The organism is Streptococcus sp. Marseille-Q3604 (genome assembly GCF_916619785.1).
Classification (GTDB): domain Bacteria; phylum Bacillota; class Bacilli; order Lactobacillales; family Streptococcaceae; genus Streptococcus.
In genome coordinates, this window is sequence record NZ_CAKAKM010000001.1 from 704,071 (window position 1) to 728,402 (window position 24,332).

A 24,332-nucleotide genomic window follows, 5' to 3' on the forward strand; every position below is an offset into this window, starting at 1 on the left:
TCATGGAAAAGAAAGTACATTTTAAACTTCACAAAGTTAAAAAACATTGGGTAACTATTGCAGTGACAGGACTGGCTTTGGGATTGAGTTTTGCTGGCCTTAACTATGCTTCAGCTGAAGAACAGTCTACCCCTGTTAATGAAGCGACTGTTGAAACCATCATCAAAGAAGGCGCTATTGACGTTGAGGCTCCAGCGACTAGTGAAGCCACAGCTAAACCTACAGAAAATACACCTGCTACCCCTTCTAGCGAGACTGCTACAGTATCAGAAGCACCAGTAGCTACCTTAGAAGTTCCTTCAACAGAAACAGTCTCTGAAAAACCAAGCTCTGAAGTGACAAGTACAGCTAGTTCGGAAGTAGCGCATTCTGAAACTGCACATTCTGAGGTAATTGCAACGACTAGTGAGAGTGTTACAGCTGAGAATGCGTCACCTGTCGGTGATATCCCAATCGAAAATACCACAAGAGGAACTGACCGTTCTGCCTTTACTGAAAAAAGGAATGGATTTGTTACCGAAAAAGAAGAACGCATTGAAACAGAAAACTATTTAGGTAGTCTTATTACCACAAGACATCCTTATTACGTAACTTATTACTACGATAACAACGGTAATAAGCTTATGGGATGGCAAGATATTAATGGAGAACGCTATTATTTCAAAAAAGAGCGAGAACATCCTGGTTTCGAAACCATTGATGGAAAACTCTATTACTTTACAGATAGTGCACGTATGCTCCATGATGAATTTGTTGAAGAAAATGGTCAAACTTACTATCTAGGTAGCGATGGCGTGCGAGTTTCTGGCTTACAAGATATCAAAGGACAAACCTATTACTTTAATCCTGATAGAAACGGCCAACTTAGCTACGGCTTGAACGTGGTTGGTGACAAGCTCTATCTGTTTGGAGATGCTGGCAAAGAAAATGCAGGACAATTAGTTAAAGACACACATCTCAACAACGGTGATTTCAAACTCAATATTGATCCTAATGGTATCGTTACAGTGGCAAATAACCATCCCGCTTTTCTACAAGATAATGGTGGTCACTGGTACTATATGGATAAAGATGGAAAACTTATGACTGGACCACAAACTATTGATGGTTTGACCTATTACTTTGATTCAAATGGTAGACAGGTCAAGGGTGAACGCCGTAAGGTCAATGGTAAATCCTATTTTTACGACCCAGATAACGGCGCCCTTGTGACGAACCGCCTCGTCACCTTCAAAGCTGGACGATTTATTCCTGAGGAAAACTATGCTAAAGAAGTAAGATTTGACGAAGCTGTATATTCAAATTTTTTCAATAATGAACATCCTGAACTCGAACGGTATTATTTTGGTGCCGATGGCCTACCAGTCACAGGATGGCAAACCATCAATGGTAATAAGTACTTTTTCCAAGATGATGGAAACATGGTCGTGCACAGATTTTTCAATAACTATTACTTCTACAGTGATGGTACCATTGCTAGAAATATACGATTGAATATTCCTACACACTATATTATGAGAGAATTTCCAAATATCTATGAATTTGACAATGATGGTGTCGGAAAATACATCTCTGATGATTTTAAGGACCTTCGACCTAAGAGCGCTTATTTTGTCCAAGGTAAAGATGGGTACTGGCGTTACTATGATGAACATGGATTTCCTGTCGTTGGCTCTGCAACTATTGATGGCTACGATATGTATTTCCATTTAGGAACTCGTAGACAAGCTAAGGGAGAGTTCGTTGATATCAAGGGCAAGGTTTACTATTTTGATAAAGATAACGGCCGAAAAGTCAAAGATACAACTTTTGATTTCGATGGTAAGACCTATGTGGCAGACCAATCTGGTGTCATCAGCATTAAGAGTCATTCAACTCAACGAAACCGCTATATTAATGATTCCGAAGGAAACTGGTACTATGTCAATGACAAGGGTTACCTCCTCCTTGGTGCTCATACCATTGATAACGTCAACGTTTATTTCGGTACCAATGGTGTTCAATACAAAGGGCATTTTGCTCCTGATAACCACTATTACGATAAAGATAACGGTGCTTTAGTAACAGATAGATTGGTTGAGGATGGTGGCAAAGAGTTTTATGTTGATGAAGAAGGAAAGAAGTTTGACGGTACTAAATATTTGGACGGAATTCAGTACTACTTTAGCTACGGTGAAAAAGTGAAAGGTGAGTTTGATTATCCTATCCGTGGTAATCGTTATTATGACAAAGAGACTGGTGCCCTTGTAACTGGAAAATACTTTGAACATAAGAATAACTGGTATTATGCAAATAGTAAGGGAAATATTCTGACTGGTAGAAGAGTTATCGATGGAAAGCATGTCTACTTCTACGATGATGATTACGGACAATATAAGGGTATACAAGCTAAAGATAAACTCATCATTTTAGGTGGTAAGACTTACTATTATCTTCCTGGCTCTGGTAATCGTGCTGATAATGTAACCTTGACAATCAATCACGTTACTTATTACTTCGATAATGACGGGGTTGGCCATATCCTTCGATAGTCATTTACAAGTGACTATGAACAATTACCCAACACAAAAGGAAGTCGACCAACTGTCAACTTCCTTTTTCATATCATCAATAAATGTCATACAAATAGAACCCAATTATGAACAATTCTAAAACAATTACGATTATCTTGTAAAAAAACTTGTTTGTCATAAAAAAAGTATTATAATAAAGATAGGTGAACATGTAAGCGTTTTACTAAAAACGTTGAAAGTGTACTACAGGGGATTAGGATTAGGAACTTGGCTTTAGACTTCTAACGTCAAAATAATTTTTTATGCATGAAAACTGGTCCTTAGGCACTTTGGCATGATAATCTAAGGCTCTTTTCATACACACATCAGTCTATAATATAAAACTAGAGCTTTAGAGAGAATGCTTCAAACTAAGAGCTCTAGTTTTTTGTATTTGAAGACACATGCCATAGGTTGGATTCAATAATTAAACGAAAGGAGAGAAATAAAAGTATTAGGATAAATAAGTAAAATCACTTGTTTCTAGATATAAATTACACAGCATAAGCATATTCTACTTGCCACACATTTGACGTGCTCGCCTATAAAATCTTCTTATGGCTTTAACATGGGAGATTTAGATATGGGGCTCAGTCGTTTTAACAGATTTTCTCACTTTTAACATTCTTCTGACGGCCTAGCTCCTTTATGTTACACACCTAAACATCGGTGTTCATTTTTGAAGGGAGTCTATTATGAATACTGAAATGAATTATCATTGGCAAATGTCAAAGAAACAGGTCGTAGCACTTTCCTGTGCAACTGCTCTAGCTACTTTTACTTTAGTCGCACGCCCTACATTTGCGGATGAAGTAAAAATACCCGAAGCTACAGGTCAATCAACTGAAATTATTGCACCCGAACAAGAAACTGTAGTAACTAATGTTGAGATCAAAGCACCTACTACAAATCCTATCTCAACTAATACTGAGCTACCTACTAGTACAAGTACGGTTCTTAGTGAAGCTCCTAGCAGTGAAGTCGCATCATCTGAATTGGCAAGCGAATCACCAGTAGAAATCACTTCTGAACAAGAAATTAGCAATCAAGATAATGAGGCCAATAAAGCTATATCTATTAAAACGGCAACTTCAGAAGCCTCTACTACAAAAACTTCGGTAGAAAAAGTCAATGAACCTATTCCTGTCGAAGAAACAAAAACACCTACAAAAAACAGTGAACAACCTGCCCCAATCGATGAAAATGAAAAGTCAGTCACACCTTCTGTAACACTTGAAAATGCACCTCATATTTCTGGTGGACATTATTATAGTGATGATAATGGTAACTGGTATTACAAGGATGCAAATGGCAAAAATCTTGTCGGGCTGAACTATGTGGATAATGTTCCTGTTTACTTTAGCCAAGACGGTATTCAAATCAAAGGTGGTTTTGCAGAGGATGGCCGATACTATGACAAAGATTCTGGTGCTCTTGTAACCAAGGCCTTTAAAGAACTCTTAACTTATATTGGTCGTGATGATATCAACGGTCAAAACATTTATACTACTGATTGGTACTACCTTGATGCCGACGGACGGCCACTTAAAGGTCCTCAAAATCTTGGTGGTACAAACATGTACTTCTTCCCTAATGGGGCACAAGTTAAAGGACGTTTTGCACCTGACGGACACTACTATGATAAGGACTCTGGTGCTCTCGTCACTAATAGCTTTGTCCACGTCTACAATTGGAATTACCGAAATCTCGATGGTGACCGCATCTTCCACTTCACTATTACCATTCCTGGAAATGATATCGTAGGTCAGGATGGACAGTACCCAAGAGAAAGTAAAGATTTAGATCGTGAAGATTTCTACTACTATGTTGATGCTAAAGGGGATAAACTGACAGGACCTCAAACCTTAAACGGCATCCATGTTTACTTCGACCAAAATGGTAGACAACTTAGAGGTGAATTCAAATTTGACGATGACGGCACTGTCCACTATTACGACGCTAAGAATGGAGCATGCGCTGAAAATACCATTGTTAGAACAAACACTGGTGCCTTCAAGTTCGATGCTGATGGTAATGGACATTTGATGGGACCTGGTGAAGTATAAGAATATAATTCAAATAACAACTATTGATATCGCATAATTACTTTGATTTAGTAATCGTTAAAAAGGAAGTCGACCAACTGTCAACTTCCTTTTTTATCTCCACAGATAATTATTTTCACCCACTTTAAGAAAACTTTAGGCTTTGCTTTATATACTATAACCATCCTAAAACTTTTCTTTTTCATAATCTCCTAAATCCAGGGCTCGGGTCCTGGATTTTTTTGCGTGAACGAGAAGTAAATGAATTTATGAAATTTGAATCAAAGCTTTTCTTCTTTTGCCTGATTAATCATATCTAGGAAATAAGCATGTACCCTTTCGTCACCCGTTAATTCTGGATGAAAAGATGTCACTATCATCTGCTTTTCTCTAGCTGCCACGATAGCCCCATTGACTTGTGCTAGAATCTCCACTTCTGGTCCAACAGCTTCAATAATTGGCCCACGAATAAAGACCATTGGAATCTCGCCTATTCCTTTTAATTCAGCATCTGTGACAAAACTGCCCAATTGGCGTCCATAGGCATTTCTGGCTACATTGATGTCCATACTTGCCAAATGTTTTGTTTGGTCCCCCACTATGGTTTTGGCCAACAAAATCAGACCTGCACAAGTCCCAAATACAGGTAGTCCTGCATCAATTTTCGCCTTTATCAAGTCAAACAAGTCTAAATCATGCAAGAGTTTCCCCATGACTGTCGACTCTCCCCCTGGTAGAATGAGCCCGTCTAAATCAGCGTGAGCTTCCCAATCCTGTCGATTTCTGATTTGAACCGTTTCAACCCCAAGTACTTTCAAGACCTGCTCATGTTCTGCAAAAGCACCTTGCAAAGCCAGTATTCCGATTTTTGTCATCTATTTTCCTCGCTCTGCCATTAAGATTTCAATTTCATCCTTGTTAATACCAACCATGGCTTCCCCTAAATCTTCTGACACTTGCGCCAAAATATCTGGACGATTATAGTTAGTCACTGCTTTGACGATAGCTTCCGCACGTTTTTTCGGATCACCTGACTTGAAAATCCCTGAACCAACAAAGACACCTTCAGCACCCAACTGCATCATAAGGGCAGCATCTGCTGGCGTCGCTACACCACCTGCCGCAAAATTGACAACCGGCAACTTGCCATGTTCATGGACATAGCGGACCAAATCAATTGGCACCTGTAGGTCTTTAGCAGTAATATAGAGTTCATCTTCTCTAAGATTTTGAATGCGGCGAATTTCTTGATTCATGAGTCGCAAGTGGTGAACAGCCTGAACAATATCACCAGTACCAGGTTCACCCTTGGTACGAATCATAGATGCCCCTTCTGAAATACGGCGAAGAGCCTCACCAAGGTCCTTAGCTCCACAGACGAAAGGCACATCAAATTTGGTTTTGTCCACATGAATAAGGTCATCGGCCGGTGTCAAAACCTCACTCTCGTCGATATAATCAATCTCAATCGCCTGCAAAATCTGTGCTTCCACGAAATGACCAATACGCACCTTAGCCATCACTGGAATACTAACAGCGTCCTGAATTTCCTTAATCATCTTAGGATCACTCATACGTGACACACCACCCACTGCACGGATATCGGCCGGAATGCGTTCCAAGGCCATAACCGCAGCGGCTCCTGCCGCCTCAGCGATACGTGCTTGCTCAGGATTTTGAACGTCCATGATGACGCCCCCCTTAAGCATCTGTGCCAAATTTTTATTTAAGTCGTAACGATTTGTCATTGCAATCACCTCTCATGTTTTTATGCCCTCTATTTTACACAGGATGATTTTTGAAAAAAAGACTCTATTTCCCAAACTGTATGGGGACAATTGCCCTTTCAATCATATCTATAGACGAAAAAATAAATAAATTAGGAAAACTCTTTTATAGGCTATAACTATCACAACTATAAGCATCTTTTTATAAGAGTATGGCATTTTTGTATCCGTTTTCTATTGAAGTTATTAGAAAATAAGATTAAAATATAATCGTAAATTAATTTTTGGTGTTCATGATGTTTTATATGTCACAGCATGAATTTACCAAGTCACCATATAAGGGGGAAAATTATGGAAAACAAAGTTCGTTTCAAACTTCATAAAGTTAAGAAACATTGGATCACAATCGCTACCTCAAGTTTGGCTATCGGGGCTTCACTAATTGGACTAGGACAGGTCGGAGCTGATGAAGTCAAACCAGAAACGACTGCTGTTAACAGTCCTGAAAATGTCGTCTCTGACAGCAATCTTGAGACAAGTGCTATCCTCATTACAAGAACCGAAGTAGCTCCAACGAGTACTGTTGTCGAGAATACTTCTAGTGAAGCAGTCTCTACTGACACTGTATCTACTAATGCGGCTAGTCAGCCTACAGAAACGACTACTACCGATAGGAGTGTTGAAATCTCATCTGGGACAAGCGACAACGCAACTACTTCACAGGAAACACCTTCCCAAGGTGGCAGGTTCACCTCAGATGATCAAGGTAACTGGTATTATCTAGACAGTGACGGTCACAAACTAACTGGCCCACAAACCATCGACAGCTTCAACCTCTACTTCCATGACAATGGTATCCAAGCAAAAGGTGAAAAGGTAACCATTGATGGCAAAGATTACTACTACGATAAAGATAACGGTCGTAAGGTAACTGATACAAGCATTGAAGTAGACGGTAAAACTTATCTAGCAGATGCTGATGGCATCCTAACCGAAAAAACACAACTACCAACCCAGGTCGTGACTGGTGGTCATTTCCAATCTGATAACCAACAAGACTGGTATTACTACACTGCTAATGGTGAAAAATTGACTGGTTGGCAAAATGTTGATGGTGTCATCCTTTATTTTGATAAAGACGGCAAACAAGTCAAAGGAGAAGAACGAGAGATTGGTGGAAAATACTATCGATTTGATGAGAATAATGGTTCTCTATTAACGAATCAGTGGTTTCACACTTCAGTTTTCAATGGCTATAGAATGTACCCTCAATATACAGGCTATTCTGAATACTTAGGTGAAGATGGCTCTGCATTTATCGGATGGCATACAATTGACAATAAACGTTATTATTTTAAACCTGATGGACTTAAGGCTAAAAATGATACTGTCACAATTAATGGAAAATTATATCTTTTTGATTATTCAGGTCAGTTAGTCAAAGATAACTATGGTATCGTTGAGACTCCTTCAATGTACTTCGCAAATACTTCTACCTACCGTACCAATGCTAACGGCGAAGTCCTAACGGGTAATCAAATCATTGATGGAAAAGAGTATCTCTTTGGTAAGGATGGCTATATCATTACTGGTATAATTGATCGGGATGGAAAAAAATATCTCTATATTTCAAGTGAGCTCCAAAAAAATGTACTGTTCTTATGGATGCAAAAGACATTTTCCGGTGGAGGTATCCCTAAAGGTATCTTTGGAACAGATGAAAACGGCGTTGTTTTAGAAGGGATTAAGCGTGGTGCAGACGGCCAACTTCACTACTTCCAACCTGAGGTGTATAGTGTTGAACATCCAACTTGGAAAGAAATTGATGGACACCTCTATCGGTTTGGGAAGGAACTTACTCCTTTCCCAAACCTTGGTCTCGTTACTATTATCCTCTCTAATACTACTCTAAAAGTCGATGACAAGACCTATACGATTGATAATGAGGGAGTTGCTACTGAGTTTACGGCCAAAAAACAATTTGTTCGTGACGACTTTTGGAATTGGTACTACTACGATGCTGCTGGCAAACTCCTAACTGGTCGTCAAACCATTGATGGTGTTCAACTCTACTTTGATAAAAATGGTAAGCAAGCAAAGGGGACTTTGGTTGACATCGATGGGGATACTTACTACTTCGATAAGGATAGCGGAGCTTTGTGGACTAACCGTACCATTGATTTTGGTGGCGTAACCTATACTATTGATGAACAAGGCCGTGTGACATCGTCACTTCGAAATACATTTGTTCAAGATAAAGATGGTGACTGGACCTACCTTAAGGATAAAGGACAAGTGGCTACCGGATGGCAGACCATTGATGGTATCCAACTCTACTTTGACGGCACTGGGAAACAAATCAAAGGTAAGCGTATCCTTATAGATGGGAAATACTACTATTTCGATAAAGACAGCGGAGAACTTCTCCGTAATGCTTTCCATTCTCTCACTTTCTCAAACACCGATCCCTTCTATTTTGGCGAAGATGGTGCACAGATTTTTGGTTGGTACACACTTGATGGACATCGTGTTTACTTCGACAAAAATGGTTTTCAACTGAAAAATGGAAGCTATTTGATTGATGATGCCTATTATTACTTCAATCAAGATGGTCAAGTCCTTATCAATGGTTCTGCTAAATTATCTAATATCTTATATCTTGCAGATTCAGAAGGAAAACTATTATCCGGGTGGAAAGAAATTGACGGTAAAACCTATTACCTAGATCCAAGCGAAAAGCAACACTACTATAATAGAACAGCAACTATAGACGGTAAAACCTATCTTTTCGGTTCTTACGCAGAATTATTGCGTAATGGAACTCAGTACGGTTACGCTTCAGACGAAAATGGAATCGTTCGAACAGGATTCTACCGTACTGATAAAGGTTACCTCTGCTATCTTGATCCTAGGGTAATCGAGTTTTACCAAGCAATTTGGAAGGAAATTGACGGTAAACTCTATCACTTTGAAAAATCAACCTCATTAGGGAAAAGCTTGTATGGCTCTCCAATCACAACCAATGCAACACTTGAAAAAGATGGCAAAACTTATATCATCGATGAAAATGGTGTAGCAACTGAAAAAGTGAATTAAAATGGAAAACAAGATATTTCTTCTACTTTAAGAAAACTTTAGGCTTTGCTTTATATACTATAACCATCCTAAAACTTTTCTTTTTCATAATCTCCTAAATCCAGGGCATAGGTCCTGGATTTTTTTGTATTTTTAACTCTTGAGACTGCTAAAATTGTGATATTTGCCTTGTTAGTCACTTTACAATGTAATCGTTTTCTTATTTTTGTCTAAATTTCTTATATTTCCTTGAAAGTCTCTAAAATAGCGCTATAATAGGACTTAGGAAATGGAGGAAAAAGTATGAAAGTACATTCTAATTTTACTGGACAAAAGTCCACAAAACGTCTACTTGCATTCTCATGTGCAACTGCTCTTGCAAGTTTTGCCTTTATCGCAAGACCTGCCTTCGCTGAGGAAGCTAAAGCCGACAACGCATCAAACCTTGATGTGACTGCAGCTACCACAACCAATGTGGAAACTACAGCAGACCTCGTCGAAACTAAGGTTGTTGAAGCTCCTGCTACTACTGAAAATGTAGCAAGCACTGAAAGCACTACAAATGTCTCAGATCAAGCCACAACTGCTGCTGCAAGCTCTGAAACTGCCAGTGAAACAGCTTCAACAACTGCAAGTGAAAGCCAGACTCCTGCAGAATCAGCTACAGGCCAAACACGTGAAGCCGTAACTACAGACCGAGCTGCCGGTGAGACTGCAACACCAACCGCAGATACCAATAGTGAAACCAATGTCACCGGTGGTCAATATTATAGTGATAGCCTTGGTAACTGGTATTATAAAGATGCCAGTGGTAAAAACCTTACTGGCGACCAAACCATTGATGGTGTAAAAGTATCTTTCCGTGAAGATGGAAAACAAATTAAAGGTCCAGACCTCAATGGGGACAGTAACCTGCATCGTTATTTTGACGATCATTCTGGTCAACTTCAAACTAACCGTTATCTGGAATACAAGGGAAATTGGTATTATCTCGGAGAAAATGGACGTCCACTCACTGGTGCGCATACCATCAACGGTCAAAAAGTCTTTTTCCGTGAGAACGGCCAACAAGTTAAAGGTGCTTATGGTGATTCATTCGGTGATTTGTACGGATTCTATGACGTTGATTCAGGCGATCTCTTAACCAATCGTTATGTTGAATACATGGGCAATTGGTTCTATGTAGGTAAAGATGGTAAACCAGTTAAGGGTTCTCAAAATATCGATGGACAAGATGTCTTCTTCAACTTTCGAGGGGTACAAGCCAAAGGTGATTTTGGTCGAGATGGCGTATATATGCCTGAGTACTATTACGATAAAGATAATGGTCGCAAAGTAACCAAAGCTGGGTTTGTTAAAGATATTAAAGGCTTGACCTATTATCTAAATGACAAGGGTAACAAAGTCCTTGGACTTCATGAAATTAATGGTGACTTATATTACTTCCGTCAAGGAGGTGCCTATAAATACACCCAACTAGGTGACATGTGGCAAGACAGTATTAATTACATCGATGGTAAAATCTACTACTTCGATCAATTTGGTAAGGCTGCCAAAAATCGCTTTGTCTTTACGGAAGGAGCTTGGCACTATTTCTACGGTGATGGAACAGCAGCTACCGGTGCCGTTCAAATTAATGGGCAAAAGCTTTACTTCGATACAAATCATGGTAGACAAGTCAAAGGCGCTTTTGCACCAGATGGTCACTACTACGATGAAAACTCTGGTGAACTAGTCACCAACCAAACACGTACTATCAAAGGTGTAACTTATCATTTTGATGAAAATGGTAATGCGACTAAAGTTTAAGGTAGCCCTTACTTTAAGAAAACTTTAGGATCTCCTCTATATACTATAATCATCCTAAAACTTTTCTTTTTCATAATCTCCTAATCCAGGGCTCAGGTTCTGGATTTTTTTTAAACTCTTATGACTGCTAAAATTGTGACATTTACCTTGTTAGTCACTTTACAATGTAATCGTTTTCTTATTTTTGTCTAAATTTCTTATATTTTCTTGAAAGTCTCTAAAATAGCGCTATAATAGGACTTAGGAAATGGAGGAAAAATTATGAAAGTACATTCTAATTTTACTGGACAAAAGTCCAAAAAACGTCTGATTGCATTCTCATGTGCAACTGCTCTTGCAGGTTTTGCCCTCATCGCAAAGCCTGCCTTCGCTGAGGAAGCTAAAGCTGATAACTCATCAAACCTTGATGTGAACGCTACTACCACTGCCAATGTGGAAACCACAGCAGACCTCGTAGAAACAAAGGTTGTCGAAGCTCCTGCTACTACTGAAAATGTGGCTAGCACAGAAAACACCACAAATGTCTCAGAACAAGCCTCAACTTCTACAGCAAGTTCTGAAACTGCCAGTGAAACAGCTTCAACAACTGCAAGCGAAAGTCAAGCACCTGCGGAATCAGCCACAGGCCAAACACGTGATGCTGTAACTACAGACCGAGCTGCCAGTGAGACTGTAACAGCAACCGCAGATACCAATAGTGAAACCAATGTTACCGGTGGTCAATACTACAGTGATAAGTATGGCTACTGGCATTACAAAGATGCTAGTGGTAAAGATCTGACTGGACCACAAACTATTGATGGCGTTAAGGTCTACTTCAATCCAGGCGGTGTTCAGGTTAAAGGGGAATTTGCCTGGGACGGTCACTATTATGACAAAGACTCTGGTGCTCTTGTTACTAATAAATTCATTGATAGTTACAGTAGCAGATATTACCTAGATGAAAATGGCAATAAAGTAATCGGACCCAAGGAAATTAATGGGGTATGGAATTATTTTAATCAGTATGGAGAACAAGTTAAAGGTAGATTTGCTTCCGATGGCCGTTATTACGATGAAAACGGAAAACAAGTGGATTTCGGGACAAATCGCTATTTCGAATTAAACGGAGAATGGTACTATGCTGGAAATGATGGTGCTATTTTAAAGGGACCACAAACCATCGATGGCGTTAAGGTTTACTTCGACCAAGGAGGTGTTCAAGTTAAGGGCTATTTTGTAAAAGATAGTACTGACAAAAATGAACGCTATTATGACAAAGATTCTGGTGCTCTAGCTACTAACCAATATATCATCGCCTACAACCCCTACAGACATAGAAATGAACGTTATTATGTTAACGACCAAGGAATTCGGTTAACTGGTCCTCAAACAATTGATGGTAAACAAGTCTACTTTGATAAATACGAGGGATGCCAAGTTTTCGACAATTTTGGTGATGATGGTTACTTCTACGATCAGGACGGTAATCGTGTTGATCTTGGTGCCAATCATTATGTTCAAGTCAGAGACAATTGGTACTACGTCGGTAACGAGGGAAAGATCTTGACAGGTGAGCAAACTATTGATGGCACTCACGTTTATTTTGAATATAGCGGTGAACAGGTTAAAGGAGATTTTGACTATAAAAATCAATTTCACGATAAAGACTCTGGAAATTTAGTTACTAATCGTTTCGTAACAGTTAAGGACAAGACCTACTTTATTGGAGCTGATAGCAAAGCCATTAAAGGAGCAACAGTCATTGATAACACTGAATACTTCTTTGATGAGAAAACTGGAGCCCAAGTCAAAGGAAATTTCGCTACTAACGATAAATATTATGATGGAAGCACTGGTGCTCTCGTAACCAATAGTTATGTCCAAGTCGACAAAGACTGGTACTACGTAGGTAATGACGGTAAACGACTTAAAGGTTCTCAAACCATTAACAATGTTTCTGTATACTTTGATTCTTATAGTGGTAAACAAGCAAAAGGAGAATTTAGCGATAATGGTTACTATTATGACAAAGATTCTGGAGCTAAAGTAGATTTGGGAACAAGTCGTTATGTCCAAGTTAACGATAATTGGTACTATGTCAATGCTGAAGGTAAAATTCTCAAAGGCGAACAAACCATCGACGGGGTTCAAGTCAACTTTGATCCTTATAGCGGTATGCAGACCAAGGGAGGCTTTGTTGATTCTAGAGGGCAATTGATTTCTGAAAAAAAACACAATACATATGAAAGACCTAGTAAGTTCTATGATAATAACTCTGGCGCTCTTGTAAAAAATCAATACTTCAATAATAATGGTAAATGGTACTATGCAGATGCACAAGGGAACATCCTAACAGGCCCACAAACCATTGATGGGGTACACGTTTACTTTGACTCATATGGAGTACAAGCTAAAGATGCAATCGCAGAAGGTTACTACTACGACAAAGACTCTGGTGCTCGTCACGCAGCCCCTCGTAAGCAATTTATAAAGGCTGGTGGTAAATTATACTATCTTGACGATGATAATAAAATAAATTCTGGTTATAAAAAAATTGACGGTAAGGATTATTTTATTACAGGATATGGGGAAGTTTTAAGAGGAGAATTCGGACCTTACGGTTACGAACCATACTATGATAGTGAGACTGGAGCTGCTGTACGACAAAGAGGTTTTGTTAAATCTGGACGTGACTGGTACTACCTAGATGACGAAGGAAATAAAGCATTAGGACTAGCCAAGATAGACGGCAATCTCTATTATTTCAGTAATCCCGTCGCAACAAAATACCGAATGGGCGAACAAGTTAAAGGAAAGCTGGTGAGACCTTATGAATTCTTACACTATAACCGTTCACCCTATGACAATCCAGCCTACTACTTCGATGCTGAAACAGGTGCTGCTGTAACTAATCAATTCGTTAATTGGAAGGGCAACTGGTACTACTTTGGTAACGATGGTAAGGCCCTTCTCTTTGATCAAGTCATCAATGGTCAACACCTTTACTTTAATTATGAAGGTAAACAAGTGAAGGGTAATTTCGTTACAGACTACAAGGGAACTCGTTACTATGATGAAAACTCTGGTGAGCTCGTCACCAACCAAACACGTACCATCAATGGTGTGACTTATCACTTTGATGAAAATGGACGTACAAATCAATTGTAAGATAAGTCAGGAAATCGACTAAAATTATTCTCATTCGTCATACAGATAAACGACAAACAAAAAGTCCAAATCAAACTATTGATTTGGGCTTTTTGTTAGGTAAAGAATTTATTAGTCCTTTTTCAGTCTTTTTAGGTGTTTATAGAGACCGAAGGCCCGATCCAGTTGCATAGATTCGATAGAACGTTTGCCCTTGATATAGAGATTTCCATTGGTTGCATTCATCAACCCTGTCTTAGAAATGGCATAGCCGGTAATCATGCCACTATAAAGGAATTTTTCCAATTCCTTGACATCTAAAACTCTGCTTGAAGGTTCAAGAATACCATATTCTGCTTCATAAATATCCACTAGTCTTTTAAACTTATAGGCTGTTTTTATGGGCATATCTCCGACATTTCCCTTGGCATAATAATGATAGATATTCTGTGGGCTTAAGTCTGCAGAGGCCACCTCTTGACCATTGGGCGAGTAAGGTTGTGATTTAATGAAAGTATTAAGTTTGCCAATATCAATTTGGGAGTCGCTAACATTTTCCTTAGGAACAGGGAAGTCATTCCTATCAACAATCTCCCTTCGTCTTATAGTTGCCAACAATTCATAAGGCTCGACTCTAAGTCTTTTGGAGAATTTTTCCAAAGTATCAAGCGATACCGTTCCTGTTTGATTGATCAGGTTATAGTTGGTTTGAGCCATACCAGATGAGACTACAAAGGCTGTCATGCGTTCTCTGACTTCCCCCTCAGTCATATCTTCCGTGATTTCCAGCTTCTTGCGAATGTTGTGCCACAAGTTCTGGGTGACCTGATCAGGATCTCTTGGAAACTCAAAACCCTCATGCTGATTATCTCGAGCTAAGAGCTTCCCAAGTGTAATGTTTTTCCCAGTCACCTTGGCCAGACCGTTAGTAATAGTTACAATCTTTGGAATATTTCCCTTAGGCTTGTTCATGAAAAGCATCCGAAGGCTTCCTGACGGAATCCCCGTAGCTTCTGAAAGCTCTTTGTAACTCTTCTTGTCTTTCCAAAATTCCCCCATACGAGCTTTTTCCGCATTTTCCCAGAAAAGTTCCTTAAGGGATTTGGGGGTATTCGGCTCATCCGATAATAGTCGTTTTGACATAATTGTCTCCCTCTAAAATTGCTGTTTAAACTTAGTCCGAGTCTATTATCTCATATTTTTAATAAAAATCAAATCAATCCCTAATGGTATTGATTTTACTATATAAAAAGGATTTAGCTCCGTTTTATACAGAACTAAATCCCTTGAGGGGGATTGTATCATAAATTGGTAAATTATAGCCTAAAGCATACCCAACCAAAAGAAAAAAACTTAATACGCTAGCCCAATCAAGGCCAGAAGCAAATACTAAAGATTTAATTGTCCTTCCACTCAGTTGACTAAAATAGGCCCATTTTTTTCTGTTTGAAACCAATAAAACAATTGGAAGATATAGACTAGCTCCTAAAAGAGCTGGCCAATACTTTTTAACCCCTATTGAAATAGGAAATATAATTATAAAAACTAAACTTAACAGTGCAAACAGTGAGAAACCACTCATAAAATAAGGTATGACACGAGAAATTCCCTGCATACTTTTTTCAGGTCGTTCCTCATCTCCATAGAAAGAATATCGTAAACCAACATCCACCAAACCGGCGAAGCCAATCATATTATTCAAGCTATTAATAGTCCAACTTGTCTCTAGTAAGTAAGATAATTTTTGTTTCTGATTAAGCTCTTTATTTAGGATTTTATCATAGAATACCATAGGTGCAACAGCCATAAAACCAAGCAAAGCTAAAATAATGACTTTTATTGGAGAGAGTTCTCCAAAGATTGCTCCAATCTTATCAAACGAAATGGTCTTAAAAAGTCTGATTATCTCTACAATAACCAGACTAGCAATAGATAAAAATAGCACAAGTTTGATAAGTCTCTGCCATTTTTTCACGCCATTCAAAATTGTTCTCACAATCCTCTTCCTTCTTATCCTAACAAAGTTTGTAATATTGGAATAACAACGATAAATAGAACCGTACTTAGAGTCACCACATTCGTAGAGAATTCTACATCTCCTTTGCCCTGATTAGCAAGGATCGGAAGAACAGCTAGAGCTGGTGTCGCGGACTGAATCATAAAGGTCTTAAATTCTACTGTCGCCATATTTGGTGCAAAGAACTTCAATACAAGAAGCATGATTAGAGGAGCTAGGATAAAGCGTCCAACTAAAGTGATAATTGTATCTTTATCAAAAGTAATAGTTTTCAAGCCTGCCTTTGCAAGAACGATACCAATATAAATCAGAGATAGGGGAGTAACAATATTTCCAACATAGGTTAAGGTATTCGTTGCGAAATCTGGAATAGAGATTCGAAGAATCAAACATAGCAGAGCCACAAGAAAACCTACAAGCGGAGCTGGTAGCAATTTCTTCCAGTCAAATTTACTTGTATTCTTGCTTTGACCCGATTTACTGTCGCTCGTCATCAAATACACGCCCAATGTCCAGGTGGAAATCGTGTTGGTGATATAGTAAATTAAGAAATAAGGAAGAGCCTGATCCCCAAAAAGAGCAACGTTTAAAGGTAAACCAATAAAAATAGTGTTGGCATTCACAAAGGTATTAATCATGGTTCCTCGCCGTCCTGGACGAACCTTGAAAAGCACAACTGCAATATAAGCTACGCTATATCCCAAGATAAAGGCCACAAATGTATAAAGGAGACCTCCAGAAAGACTGATTAGCTTATCTAGTGTCAGGTATTTCATCACCGACACAAAGATTGACGCTGGCAAGGCTACATTCATGATCAAACGGGATAGGTTAGATCCAAAGGCATCTCCAAACCATCCCTTCACCTGAAGAATATACCCCAAAACAATGATAGCGATAATCGGAATAATACTCGTAATCGAGGTTAAAAAGAGTGACATAGGTATCCTTTCTAAATTACTTAAGTCCACAGCCCATACAAATCTGTCGCTAGCGAAGGATAGACAGCAGCAGTGAATTATTTATACTCTGGATACCATTTCAAATCACGAACTGCTTTGGCCATATCTGTTTCCTTAGCACGCGCAAGACCTTGCTCTTGTGCTTTTTTAGCGACTGCTTCTGCTACTTTAATAGAAACATCTGCTACATACTTGAATGGTGGCAAGACAGGAGCTCCTGGTTGGCCTGGATTGACAATACCACTCAATGAATGAGCTGCTGCTCCAATCATTTCATCAGTCAAAAGACTTGCTTCAGAAGCCAGCATACCTAGACCAAGACCTGGGTAAATCAAGGCATTATTGGCTTGACCAATCACATAGTCGACACCTTTATAAAAAACTGTATCAGCAGGAATTCCTGTTGCGACAAAAGCTTTGCCATCTGACCATTCAATCAAATCTTTGGCACTAGCTTCTGCTAGTTTGGTTGGATTTGACAAAGGGAAGATCATCGGACGTTCTGTGTTTTCACACATAGCTTCTACTATTTCTTTGGTGAAGGTATTAGGTTGAGTTGAAGTTCCTACAAGAATGGTTGGCTTCACAGTCTTCACTACTTCAAGCAGGTCAGTCAATTTGTCTGCGTTACTAAAGTCAGCACGTTTCTTAGCAAACGGTTTTTGTTCAGGAGTTAGGTCATCCATGTCATCAAAGAGAAGACCTTGTTTATCAACCATAAAGAAACGTTTATAGGCTTCTTCTTCAGAAAGACCTTCACTTACCATTTCACGAAGAACACGAGAGGCAATTCCTGCACCCGCAGTACCACCACCATAGCAGAGATAAACTTGATCTGTTAATTTTTCACCACTAATATCCAGTGAACCAAAGATACCACCTAAGGTAACGATTCCTGTACCTTGAATATCATCATTAAAAGTTGGAATTTGTTTCCGGTATTTTTCAAGAATATTGGCTGCATTCAAGCGGCCGAAGTCTTCCCAGTGAAGGTAGAGTTTAGGAAAAAGACGTTCTGCTGTTTGAACAAATTGGTCAATGAAGTCGTAGTAACGATCTCCGCGAACCCGTTCGTGACGATTTCCTAAGTAATTAGGATTGTTACGAAGTTCTTCACGGTTAGTCCCTGCATCAATAACTAAAGGAAGGACCATAGAAGGATCGATTCCAGCAGCACCCGTGTAGACCATCAATTTCCCGACAGAAATATCGACACCATTTGTTCCCCAGTCACCGATTCCAAGGATTCCTTCTGCATCTGTTACAACGATGAGTCGAATCTCGCGATCCCCAGCAGCATTTTTCAAAGTGGCTTCAATATTTTCAGGATGATTGATATCAAGATATCCCGCATATTGTGGATCTACAAAGAGGTCACTATAGCCTTCAATGGTATCTGCAATGGTTGGATCGTATACAATTGGATTGAATTCCTCCAAATGTTGAGAAAAGAGGTAATAGAAAAGAGTCCGGTTGGTATTAAAAATTTCCATTAGGAAAAGACGTTTTCCCAAATCATTGGCTTTTGTTTGCATTTGTGCATAAGTTTGTGCCGCTTGCTCTTCAATCGTTTGAACATACGGTGGCAGTAAACCAATAAGGCCTAGTTCCTTTCGCTCCTCTAAGGTAAAGGCAGTACCTTTATTTAGGAAAGGGTTGTTTAAAATATCATGTGCAGTCATAGTGCAACCTCCTTTTTACTTATATTATACTACTTAAATAGTTGTTTTAAAGAACAATGTACTTTATAGTGTCCACTCATTTCTTTTATGTTATAATGGGCAAAAAGAATTATGACAGAATCAACTATACAACCAGTTATCATCTTTCCTCCAGATACAAATGGACAACCACTTTATCTGTGCCTAACCGTATAACACATTTGTTTTACAGGCTGTATAGTAGCAACAATTATGATGGTACTAATAGAGACTAGCATATTGAACTAATAAACAATAATATGGATTTTATAGTATACTTTGTATTGTTTAAAAAGTTATTTTTGTCATTTAAAACTTGTATTCTGTTTATATGACAACTAATAATTATCTACAAAAATATATTTCACAAAAAGTGAAATATTTTCGTAAACAAAACAAAATGAGCCAGGAGGAACTTTCGGAACAGGCAGGACTCGGACTCAAGTATATCAATCAATTAGAAAACCAAAATGTGAATCTGACCATTCACAGTCTAGAAAAAGTGATTGTCGCCTTAAACTTGACACCAGAGGACTTTTTCAATTTCAATAGCCTCGAGCCCACCACTGACCAAACCGATAATCTCTCATTGAAAAGAGTTAACATGAAGCTGAAACAAGTTCCTGTTGATAAAAGGGAGAAAATCCTAGCTATTTTTGAAGATATTCTTGATAACCTATAATCATCTCCTGACTCATCATCATATTCTAACTCAATAAAAAAGTTATAGTCAAACACACCACTACGGATAATATTTACTTATCGTCTCACCTAGCCTTGTCTATGTAACTCTTTTTAACAATTTTTTGAAAGTGTGATTTTATGAATCTTAAAGACTTATACTATTTTTATGACCTAAGCAACCTGCAATCTTTCACTGAAGTAGCTCGAAAAAACGGGGTGAGTCAACCATCTATTTCTTATGCCATTAAACGTTTAGAAAAGGAGTTTCATTGCCAATTACTTGTGCATGATCCTTCACATAGGACATTTAAGCTAACTCCACAAGGTGATATATTGTTACGACATGTAAAGAAAGCTCTTCCAGAAATACAAGGTGCCCAAAAAGAAATACTTCGAAGCATTTCTCCCTATGATACAATTGGGTTTCCGCCTCTTATTATTGACTATCTTGTTCGTAAAGAGCCTGCTTTTATTGAAAATGCCTCAGCACTTCGAAATATTCACCCTATACAAGAAGGTTCTATTGAACTTCTAAACCTCTTGTCTAAGGGAGAACTAGATGCCAGTTTTATTGGAAGCTTAGAACCGATTATCGATAAACGATTTTCAGTTAAAACTCTTATGACAAGTGATCTTTATTATATTCTACCTTCAGGCCACTCATTGGCAGATAAGGAAGCTATCGCTTTCTCTGATGTTCTAAATGAAAATTTTATTATTTTAGACGAACATTTTGTTCATCTAAAAGCTTTTCAACATTTGAATAATCACTATCATCATGCCGCAACACCATTCTTTCAAACAGATGATATTAATTTGCTTAAGCAACTCCTTCGTAAAAAAATTGGTATCAGTCTTCTTTCTGAAATCGCTATAACAAAGGAAGACAAAGATTTAATTTCTATCCCAATGGTTAAAGAGGAACGCATGTCGCTTTATGTTTCACTACTTACACTTAAGGAAACTAATCTTCATCCTGAGGTAGAAAACTTCTTCCAAGAACTATTAAATTAAAAGCGATAATACTAAGCTAATTAAGATACATCTAACAATAAAAGGAAACTCCCCTCGTACTTAAACGAAGGGAGTTGTTTTACTAATAATTCCAGTTTACCAAGAGATAAATGAGACTCGAGCCAAACATATCCGCCAAGGCATGCATGAGGAAGAATGGAAGCAAGTTTTTGACCTTGTATTTATAAAGGAAATAATAAAGTAGACCAAAGACCACACCGATAACCAGAGCCCATAGCATCCCCTGATAGGTATGGAAGGACACACGGACAATGGTTGAAAAGACCAAGACCCACCATTTATACTTGTCCTTTACTGAGGTCAAGAGCCCTAAGAAGAAAAATTCCTCGTAGAAACCGTTAAGCAGTCCGTAAGCAATGGCCATAGGTGACAAAGCCATAAACTTATCAATAACAGCCATAGGATTAATATAGGCTAAAACTTGAGGACTAAAATAATTATACTGTCCTGACAAGGTGCTAACCATATCGGCAAATAGGCCTGAGATAGCGAAAATAAAGGGTACCCAAAAGAGAACAGACCACTTTAGGCGTATAGGTAATTGTTTAAAGTCAAAATGACGTATCCAGAGATATATAATCGCTAAGGTTAGGAGAACAATCTGCAAGGTGAAATTACTTGAATAGCCTGCTCCCTCACTGGCTGTATTTGTTGACGTCTCAGTAACTGTTGTCGCTACGGTCGGAGCCAAACTTGCCAAATATATTTCAGTCGAACGGACAATAAACTGTCCAAACATAATGAGCGTAACAATACCGATATCAAACCACCTCAGATTCTTTAGTGGTTGTTCGGGACGAATTTTCTTGAGTAAAGACATTGGTCTTTCCTTTCTTCTATCCTCTTGATCGAAGACTGGTTTATTCTTTAAGGTTTATTATAAGTCATAAACCTTAACATAATACTAAAATTTGCAGTAAGATTAGTATTTCATTTAAGGAAAGAAAAAGCAAGGGAAAGCATGTTTCCTTTGCTTCAAACTTGTTATTAATCATTCTTTTTAACAACACTAACTAAGACAAGGAGTTGGAAAATAGCCAAAACAAATAGGACCACAAAGCCATTTCGACTACCTTGAGCCGTTGCTCGTGCAAAGTCAATCTTGTGGTTAGCTTGACTCATAGCAACAATTAGAGATGCTAGTGTTGTTCCCACTGCTCCTGCAAATTGCTGAAGCGTGTTAAAGATGGCATTAGCATCGGCTCGTTGATCAAGCGACAGTTGTTTCTGTCCATTGGTCATGACATTACCAAAGGCAACCCCAAGTCCCGTCATGAAAATCATGTAAAAGGCGAGAATCAAAGTATTTGAAAGGGAGAGGCCAAACAAGCTAAATAGCAACTGAGCAAGAACAATAAGGCTTGCTCCAATCAGAATTGGTTTACGAGCTCCCATCTTATCTAAAATGATACCCGAAAACGGAGCAAATCCTGCACCAATGATAGCTCCTGGGAGAAGCATCAAGGCTGCAAGAGTGGTATTAGAGTGGTTAACCAACTGCACATAGTTTGGCAAGAGGAAACTCATCGCAAGGGAACCCAATTGAAAAGAAAAGAAAGCGATGATATGACCTGTCAGTTTACGATTTTTCAAAATAGAGAGGTTGATGATGGGATTTTCTAATGTTGTAGAACGCCAAATCAAAATGACAAGACCTAAGATCCCAATCAAAAGCCAACCTAAGACTGAGAAGCTGAAGAAGGCATGTTCAGCAACCCCATGAAGACCTAAAATCAGGCCCAAGAAAAGAAGGATGGTAGCCAGTAGACTGAGGATATCTAAAAATTCACGTCTAACCTCACTCTTTTGCTCAATCGATCGAAGCCCTGCAATCAGTGAAGCCAAGAGAATAGGAAACTGAATGAGGAAGATAGAACGCCAACCAAAATGCGCTGTCAAAAGTCCACCAACAGTTGGTCCAATCGCCGGTGCAACTGCTGTAATCAGTGTCCCAACTCCCATCATGAGACCAATCTTACGACTTGGCACCTGCTCCAAAATGATGTTAAACATGAGAGGTAGAGCAAAACCAACACCCATCCCTTGAACCAATCGTCCCAAAACAACAAAGCTAAAACTAGGCGCTATAAAGTCAATGAAAACACCTAAAATAGACAAAAGGTTTGCGACCAGAAAGATGGTTTTCATCTTAAACGAGCGCTTGAGATAGGCAGATAAGGGCACCACGCAAGCAACGACTAATAGGTAAATGGTTGTAACCCACTGTACTGTTGACGTATTAACCGAAAATGCCTTCATCAATACAGGAAAGGTGATGTTCATAGCTGTTTCACCAGCTACTCCACAAAAAGAAAGGATTCCTGTCGCAAAGATGGCACACAGGATCTTGGTGGAGATTTTTTCTTCTGACATGAGTATTTATTCCTCCTTGATAAACTTAAAGATTACGATAGTGTTGTAAGATTTTGAGAAAGATTTCTCTCTCTTTAGCTGAAAATTGCTGGGCAAACTCTTCCTCTTCTTTACGAAGATAGGATTGACAGGCAGACGCGATTTTTACCGCCTTATCCGTTAAAACAACCGCTTTTTGCCTAGCGTCTTTCGATGAGGTATGTCGTTCGATAAGGCCTTTTTTCTCCATCCGCTGTAAGAGAACTGTCGTTGTCGAACGCTGAATCTCAAATTCATGCTCAATGTCACGTTGAAATACCTCATGATTAGCATGATGGGTTATAAAATCGATAATGGCCATCTGATTTCCAGTCAAATCATACTGCCTAGCAAACTGATCAAAGTGGCGCATCATATTGTTATTGGCTTGCTTCAACAAGCGTCCAAAATGGTCCAAAACATGACTCCTTAACTACATTGTTAGCTAACTAACGTTATTTAGTATAAGAGTTTTAGGAGGTAATGTCAATAACTTTTCAAGAGATTTCCACTCAACTTTCAATAGATTTCAAAAAACTCAAGGACTTAAATCCTTGAGTTGCTTCATTTAGTCTTTCTTTACAGGAATTTCCTTAATAACACGCGCTGGATTCCCGCCTAGAACCACGTTGTCTCCAAAGGACTTGGTCACGACGGCTCCTGCCCCAGCTACTACATTATCCCCTAGGGTAACGCCAGGAAGGATGGTCACGCCTCCACCAGCCCAGAAATTATCACCGATAGTAATTGGAGCCCCATATTCAAGTCCTGAATTACGCTCGGTTGGATCAAGCGGATGTAAGGGCGTCAAAAACTGACAATTAGGGCCAATCATGGCATTGTCACCAATCCTGATAGGACAGACGTCTAGCATAGTCAAGTTCCAGTTAGAATAAAAATTTTCACCGATATGGATATTAACACCGTAATCCGTAACGAACTGAGGATTCATGGCAACATTTTCACCAGTCGAACCAAACCAAGATTTGACAACTTCAGCTCTCTTGAGACGGTCAGGTTCCCCATTAAAGGCCATTTGGTTTTCTCTCGATTTTGCTGCTAGGGCACGTAACTCAGGGTCGCTAGGCTTATAAAACTCACCCGCAATCATTTTTTCATATTCTGTCGGCATGGCAGTCTCCTTTTGTGATTGTACTCCTATATTGTAGTATAGAAGTGATGTTACCACAAGAGAACAGATATAAA

17 protein-coding genes are annotated in these 24,332 nt (G+C 38.9%); 7 read left to right on the forward strand and 10 right to left on the reverse strand.

Annotated elements, in window-relative coordinates; genetic code table 11:
* Positions 1–2: 2 nt before the first annotated feature.
* Both LG375_RS03105 and LG375_RS03110 read left to right on the forward strand, forming a co-directional pair.
* Positions 3–2,531 carry a KxYKxGKxW signal peptide domain-containing protein gene (locus LG375_RS03105; RefSeq protein ID WP_225745261.1) on the forward strand — a complete coding sequence of 843 codons (2,529 nt, stop codon included), beginning with the start codon at positions 3–5 and terminating at the stop codon, positions 2,529–2,531.
* Positions 2,532–3,247: 716 nt separating this feature from the next.
* The gene (locus tag LG375_RS03110) at positions 3,248–4,618 is read left to right on the forward strand and encodes a hypothetical protein (RefSeq protein ID WP_225745262.1); all 1,371 of its coding nucleotides are present in this window, start codon (positions 3,248–3,250) and stop codon (positions 4,616–4,618) included.
* Between the two features lie 260 nt (positions 4,619–4,878).
* Here LG375_RS03110 and pdxT read toward each other — a convergent pair whose 3' ends face one another.
* On the reverse strand, positions 4,879–5,472 hold the full coding sequence (gene pdxT / locus LG375_RS03115; protein WP_225745263.1) for a pyridoxal 5'-phosphate synthase glutaminase subunit PdxT: 594 nt from the start codon (positions 5,470–5,472) through the stop codon (positions 4,879–4,881).
* Positions 5,473–6,345: a pyridoxal 5'-phosphate synthase lyase subunit PdxS gene (gene pdxS, locus LG375_RS03120; RefSeq protein WP_064525332.1), complete on the reverse strand. Its 873-nt coding sequence runs from the start codon at positions 6,343–6,345 to the stop codon at positions 5,473–5,475.
* A gap of 330 nt (positions 6,346–6,675) precedes the next feature.
* Between pdxS and LG375_RS03125 the strand changes: the two genes are divergently transcribed.
* The 3 genes from LG375_RS03125 (at position 6,676) to LG375_RS03135 (ending at position 14,358) form a co-directional block, all read left to right on the forward strand.
* Entirely contained in the window at positions 6,676–9,420 is a 2,745-nt protein-coding gene (locus LG375_RS03125; protein WP_225745264.1) for a KxYKxGKxW signal peptide domain-containing protein, read from the forward strand.
* 282 nt (positions 9,421–9,702) lie between these two features.
* Entirely contained in the window at positions 9,703–11,208 is a 1,506-nt protein-coding gene (locus LG375_RS03130; protein WP_225745265.1) for an N-acetylmuramoyl-L-alanine amidase family protein, read from the forward strand.
* Positions 11,209–11,469: 261 nt separating this feature from the next.
* Entirely contained in the window at positions 11,470–14,358 is a 2,889-nt protein-coding gene (locus LG375_RS03135) for a glucosyl transferase (protein ID WP_225745266.1), read from the forward strand.
* A gap of 111 nt (positions 14,359–14,469) precedes the next feature.
* On the opposite strand, the gene LG375_RS03140 is transcribed toward LG375_RS03135, so the two are convergent.
* The 4 genes from LG375_RS03140 to LG375_RS03155 all read right to left on the reverse strand — a co-directional run bounded on the left by LG375_RS03140 (position 14,470) and on the right by LG375_RS03155 (position 18,998).
* Positions 14,470–15,480 (reverse strand): hypothetical protein, encoded by a 1,011-nt coding sequence (locus LG375_RS03140; RefSeq protein WP_225745267.1) that lies wholly within the window; start codon positions 15,478–15,480, stop codon positions 14,470–14,472.
* 124 nt (positions 15,481–15,604) lie between these two features.
* Positions 15,605–16,333: a hypothetical protein gene (locus LG375_RS03145; protein WP_225745268.1), complete on the reverse strand. Its 729-nt coding sequence runs from the start codon at positions 16,331–16,333 to the stop codon at positions 15,605–15,607.
* A 14-nt stretch (positions 16,334–16,347) separates the two neighbouring features.
* A complete protein-coding gene (locus LG375_RS03150) occupies positions 16,348–17,295 on the reverse strand; it encodes an AEC family transporter (RefSeq protein WP_225745269.1) in 948 nt (315 codons plus the stop codon).
* Between the two features lie 77 nt (positions 17,296–17,372).
* Positions 17,373–18,998, reverse strand: coding sequence for a malolactic enzyme (locus LG375_RS03155; protein WP_064524593.1), 1,626 nt, complete (start codon positions 18,996–18,998; stop codon positions 17,373–17,375).
* A 349-nt stretch (positions 18,999–19,347) separates the two neighbouring features.
* On the opposite strand from LG375_RS03155, the gene LG375_RS03160 reads away from it, so the two are divergent.
* Entirely contained in the window at positions 19,348–19,698 is a 351-nt protein-coding gene (locus tag LG375_RS03160) for a helix-turn-helix domain-containing protein (RefSeq protein ID WP_037598004.1), read from the forward strand.
* Between the two features lie 140 nt (positions 19,699–19,838).
* Positions 19,839–20,714 carry a LysR family transcriptional regulator gene (locus LG375_RS03165; protein ID WP_064524591.1) on the forward strand — a complete coding sequence of 292 codons (876 nt, stop codon included), beginning with the start codon at positions 19,839–19,841 and terminating at the stop codon, positions 20,712–20,714.
* 82 nt (positions 20,715–20,796) lie between these two features.
* Here LG375_RS03165 and LG375_RS03170 read toward each other — a convergent pair whose 3' ends face one another.
* The 4 genes from LG375_RS03170 to LG375_RS03185 form a co-directional block, all read right to left on the reverse strand.
* A complete protein-coding gene (locus tag LG375_RS03170) occupies positions 20,797–21,555 on the reverse strand; it encodes a CPBP family intramembrane glutamic endopeptidase (protein WP_225745270.1) in 759 nt (252 codons plus the stop codon).
* Between the two features lie 167 nt (positions 21,556–21,722).
* Positions 21,723–23,108 (reverse strand): MFS transporter, encoded by a 1,386-nt coding sequence (locus LG375_RS03175; RefSeq protein WP_225745271.1) that lies wholly within the window; start codon positions 23,106–23,108, stop codon positions 21,723–21,725.
* A 25-nt stretch (positions 23,109–23,133) separates the two neighbouring features.
* A complete protein-coding gene (locus LG375_RS03180; protein WP_225745272.1) occupies positions 23,134–23,544 on the reverse strand; it encodes a MarR family winged helix-turn-helix transcriptional regulator in 411 nt (136 codons plus the stop codon).
* A 150-nt stretch (positions 23,545–23,694) separates the two neighbouring features.
* A complete protein-coding gene (locus tag LG375_RS03185; RefSeq protein ID WP_049546091.1) occupies positions 23,695–24,258 on the reverse strand; it encodes a sugar O-acetyltransferase in 564 nt (187 codons plus the stop codon).
* Between the last annotated feature and the right edge of the window lie 74 nt (positions 24,259–24,332).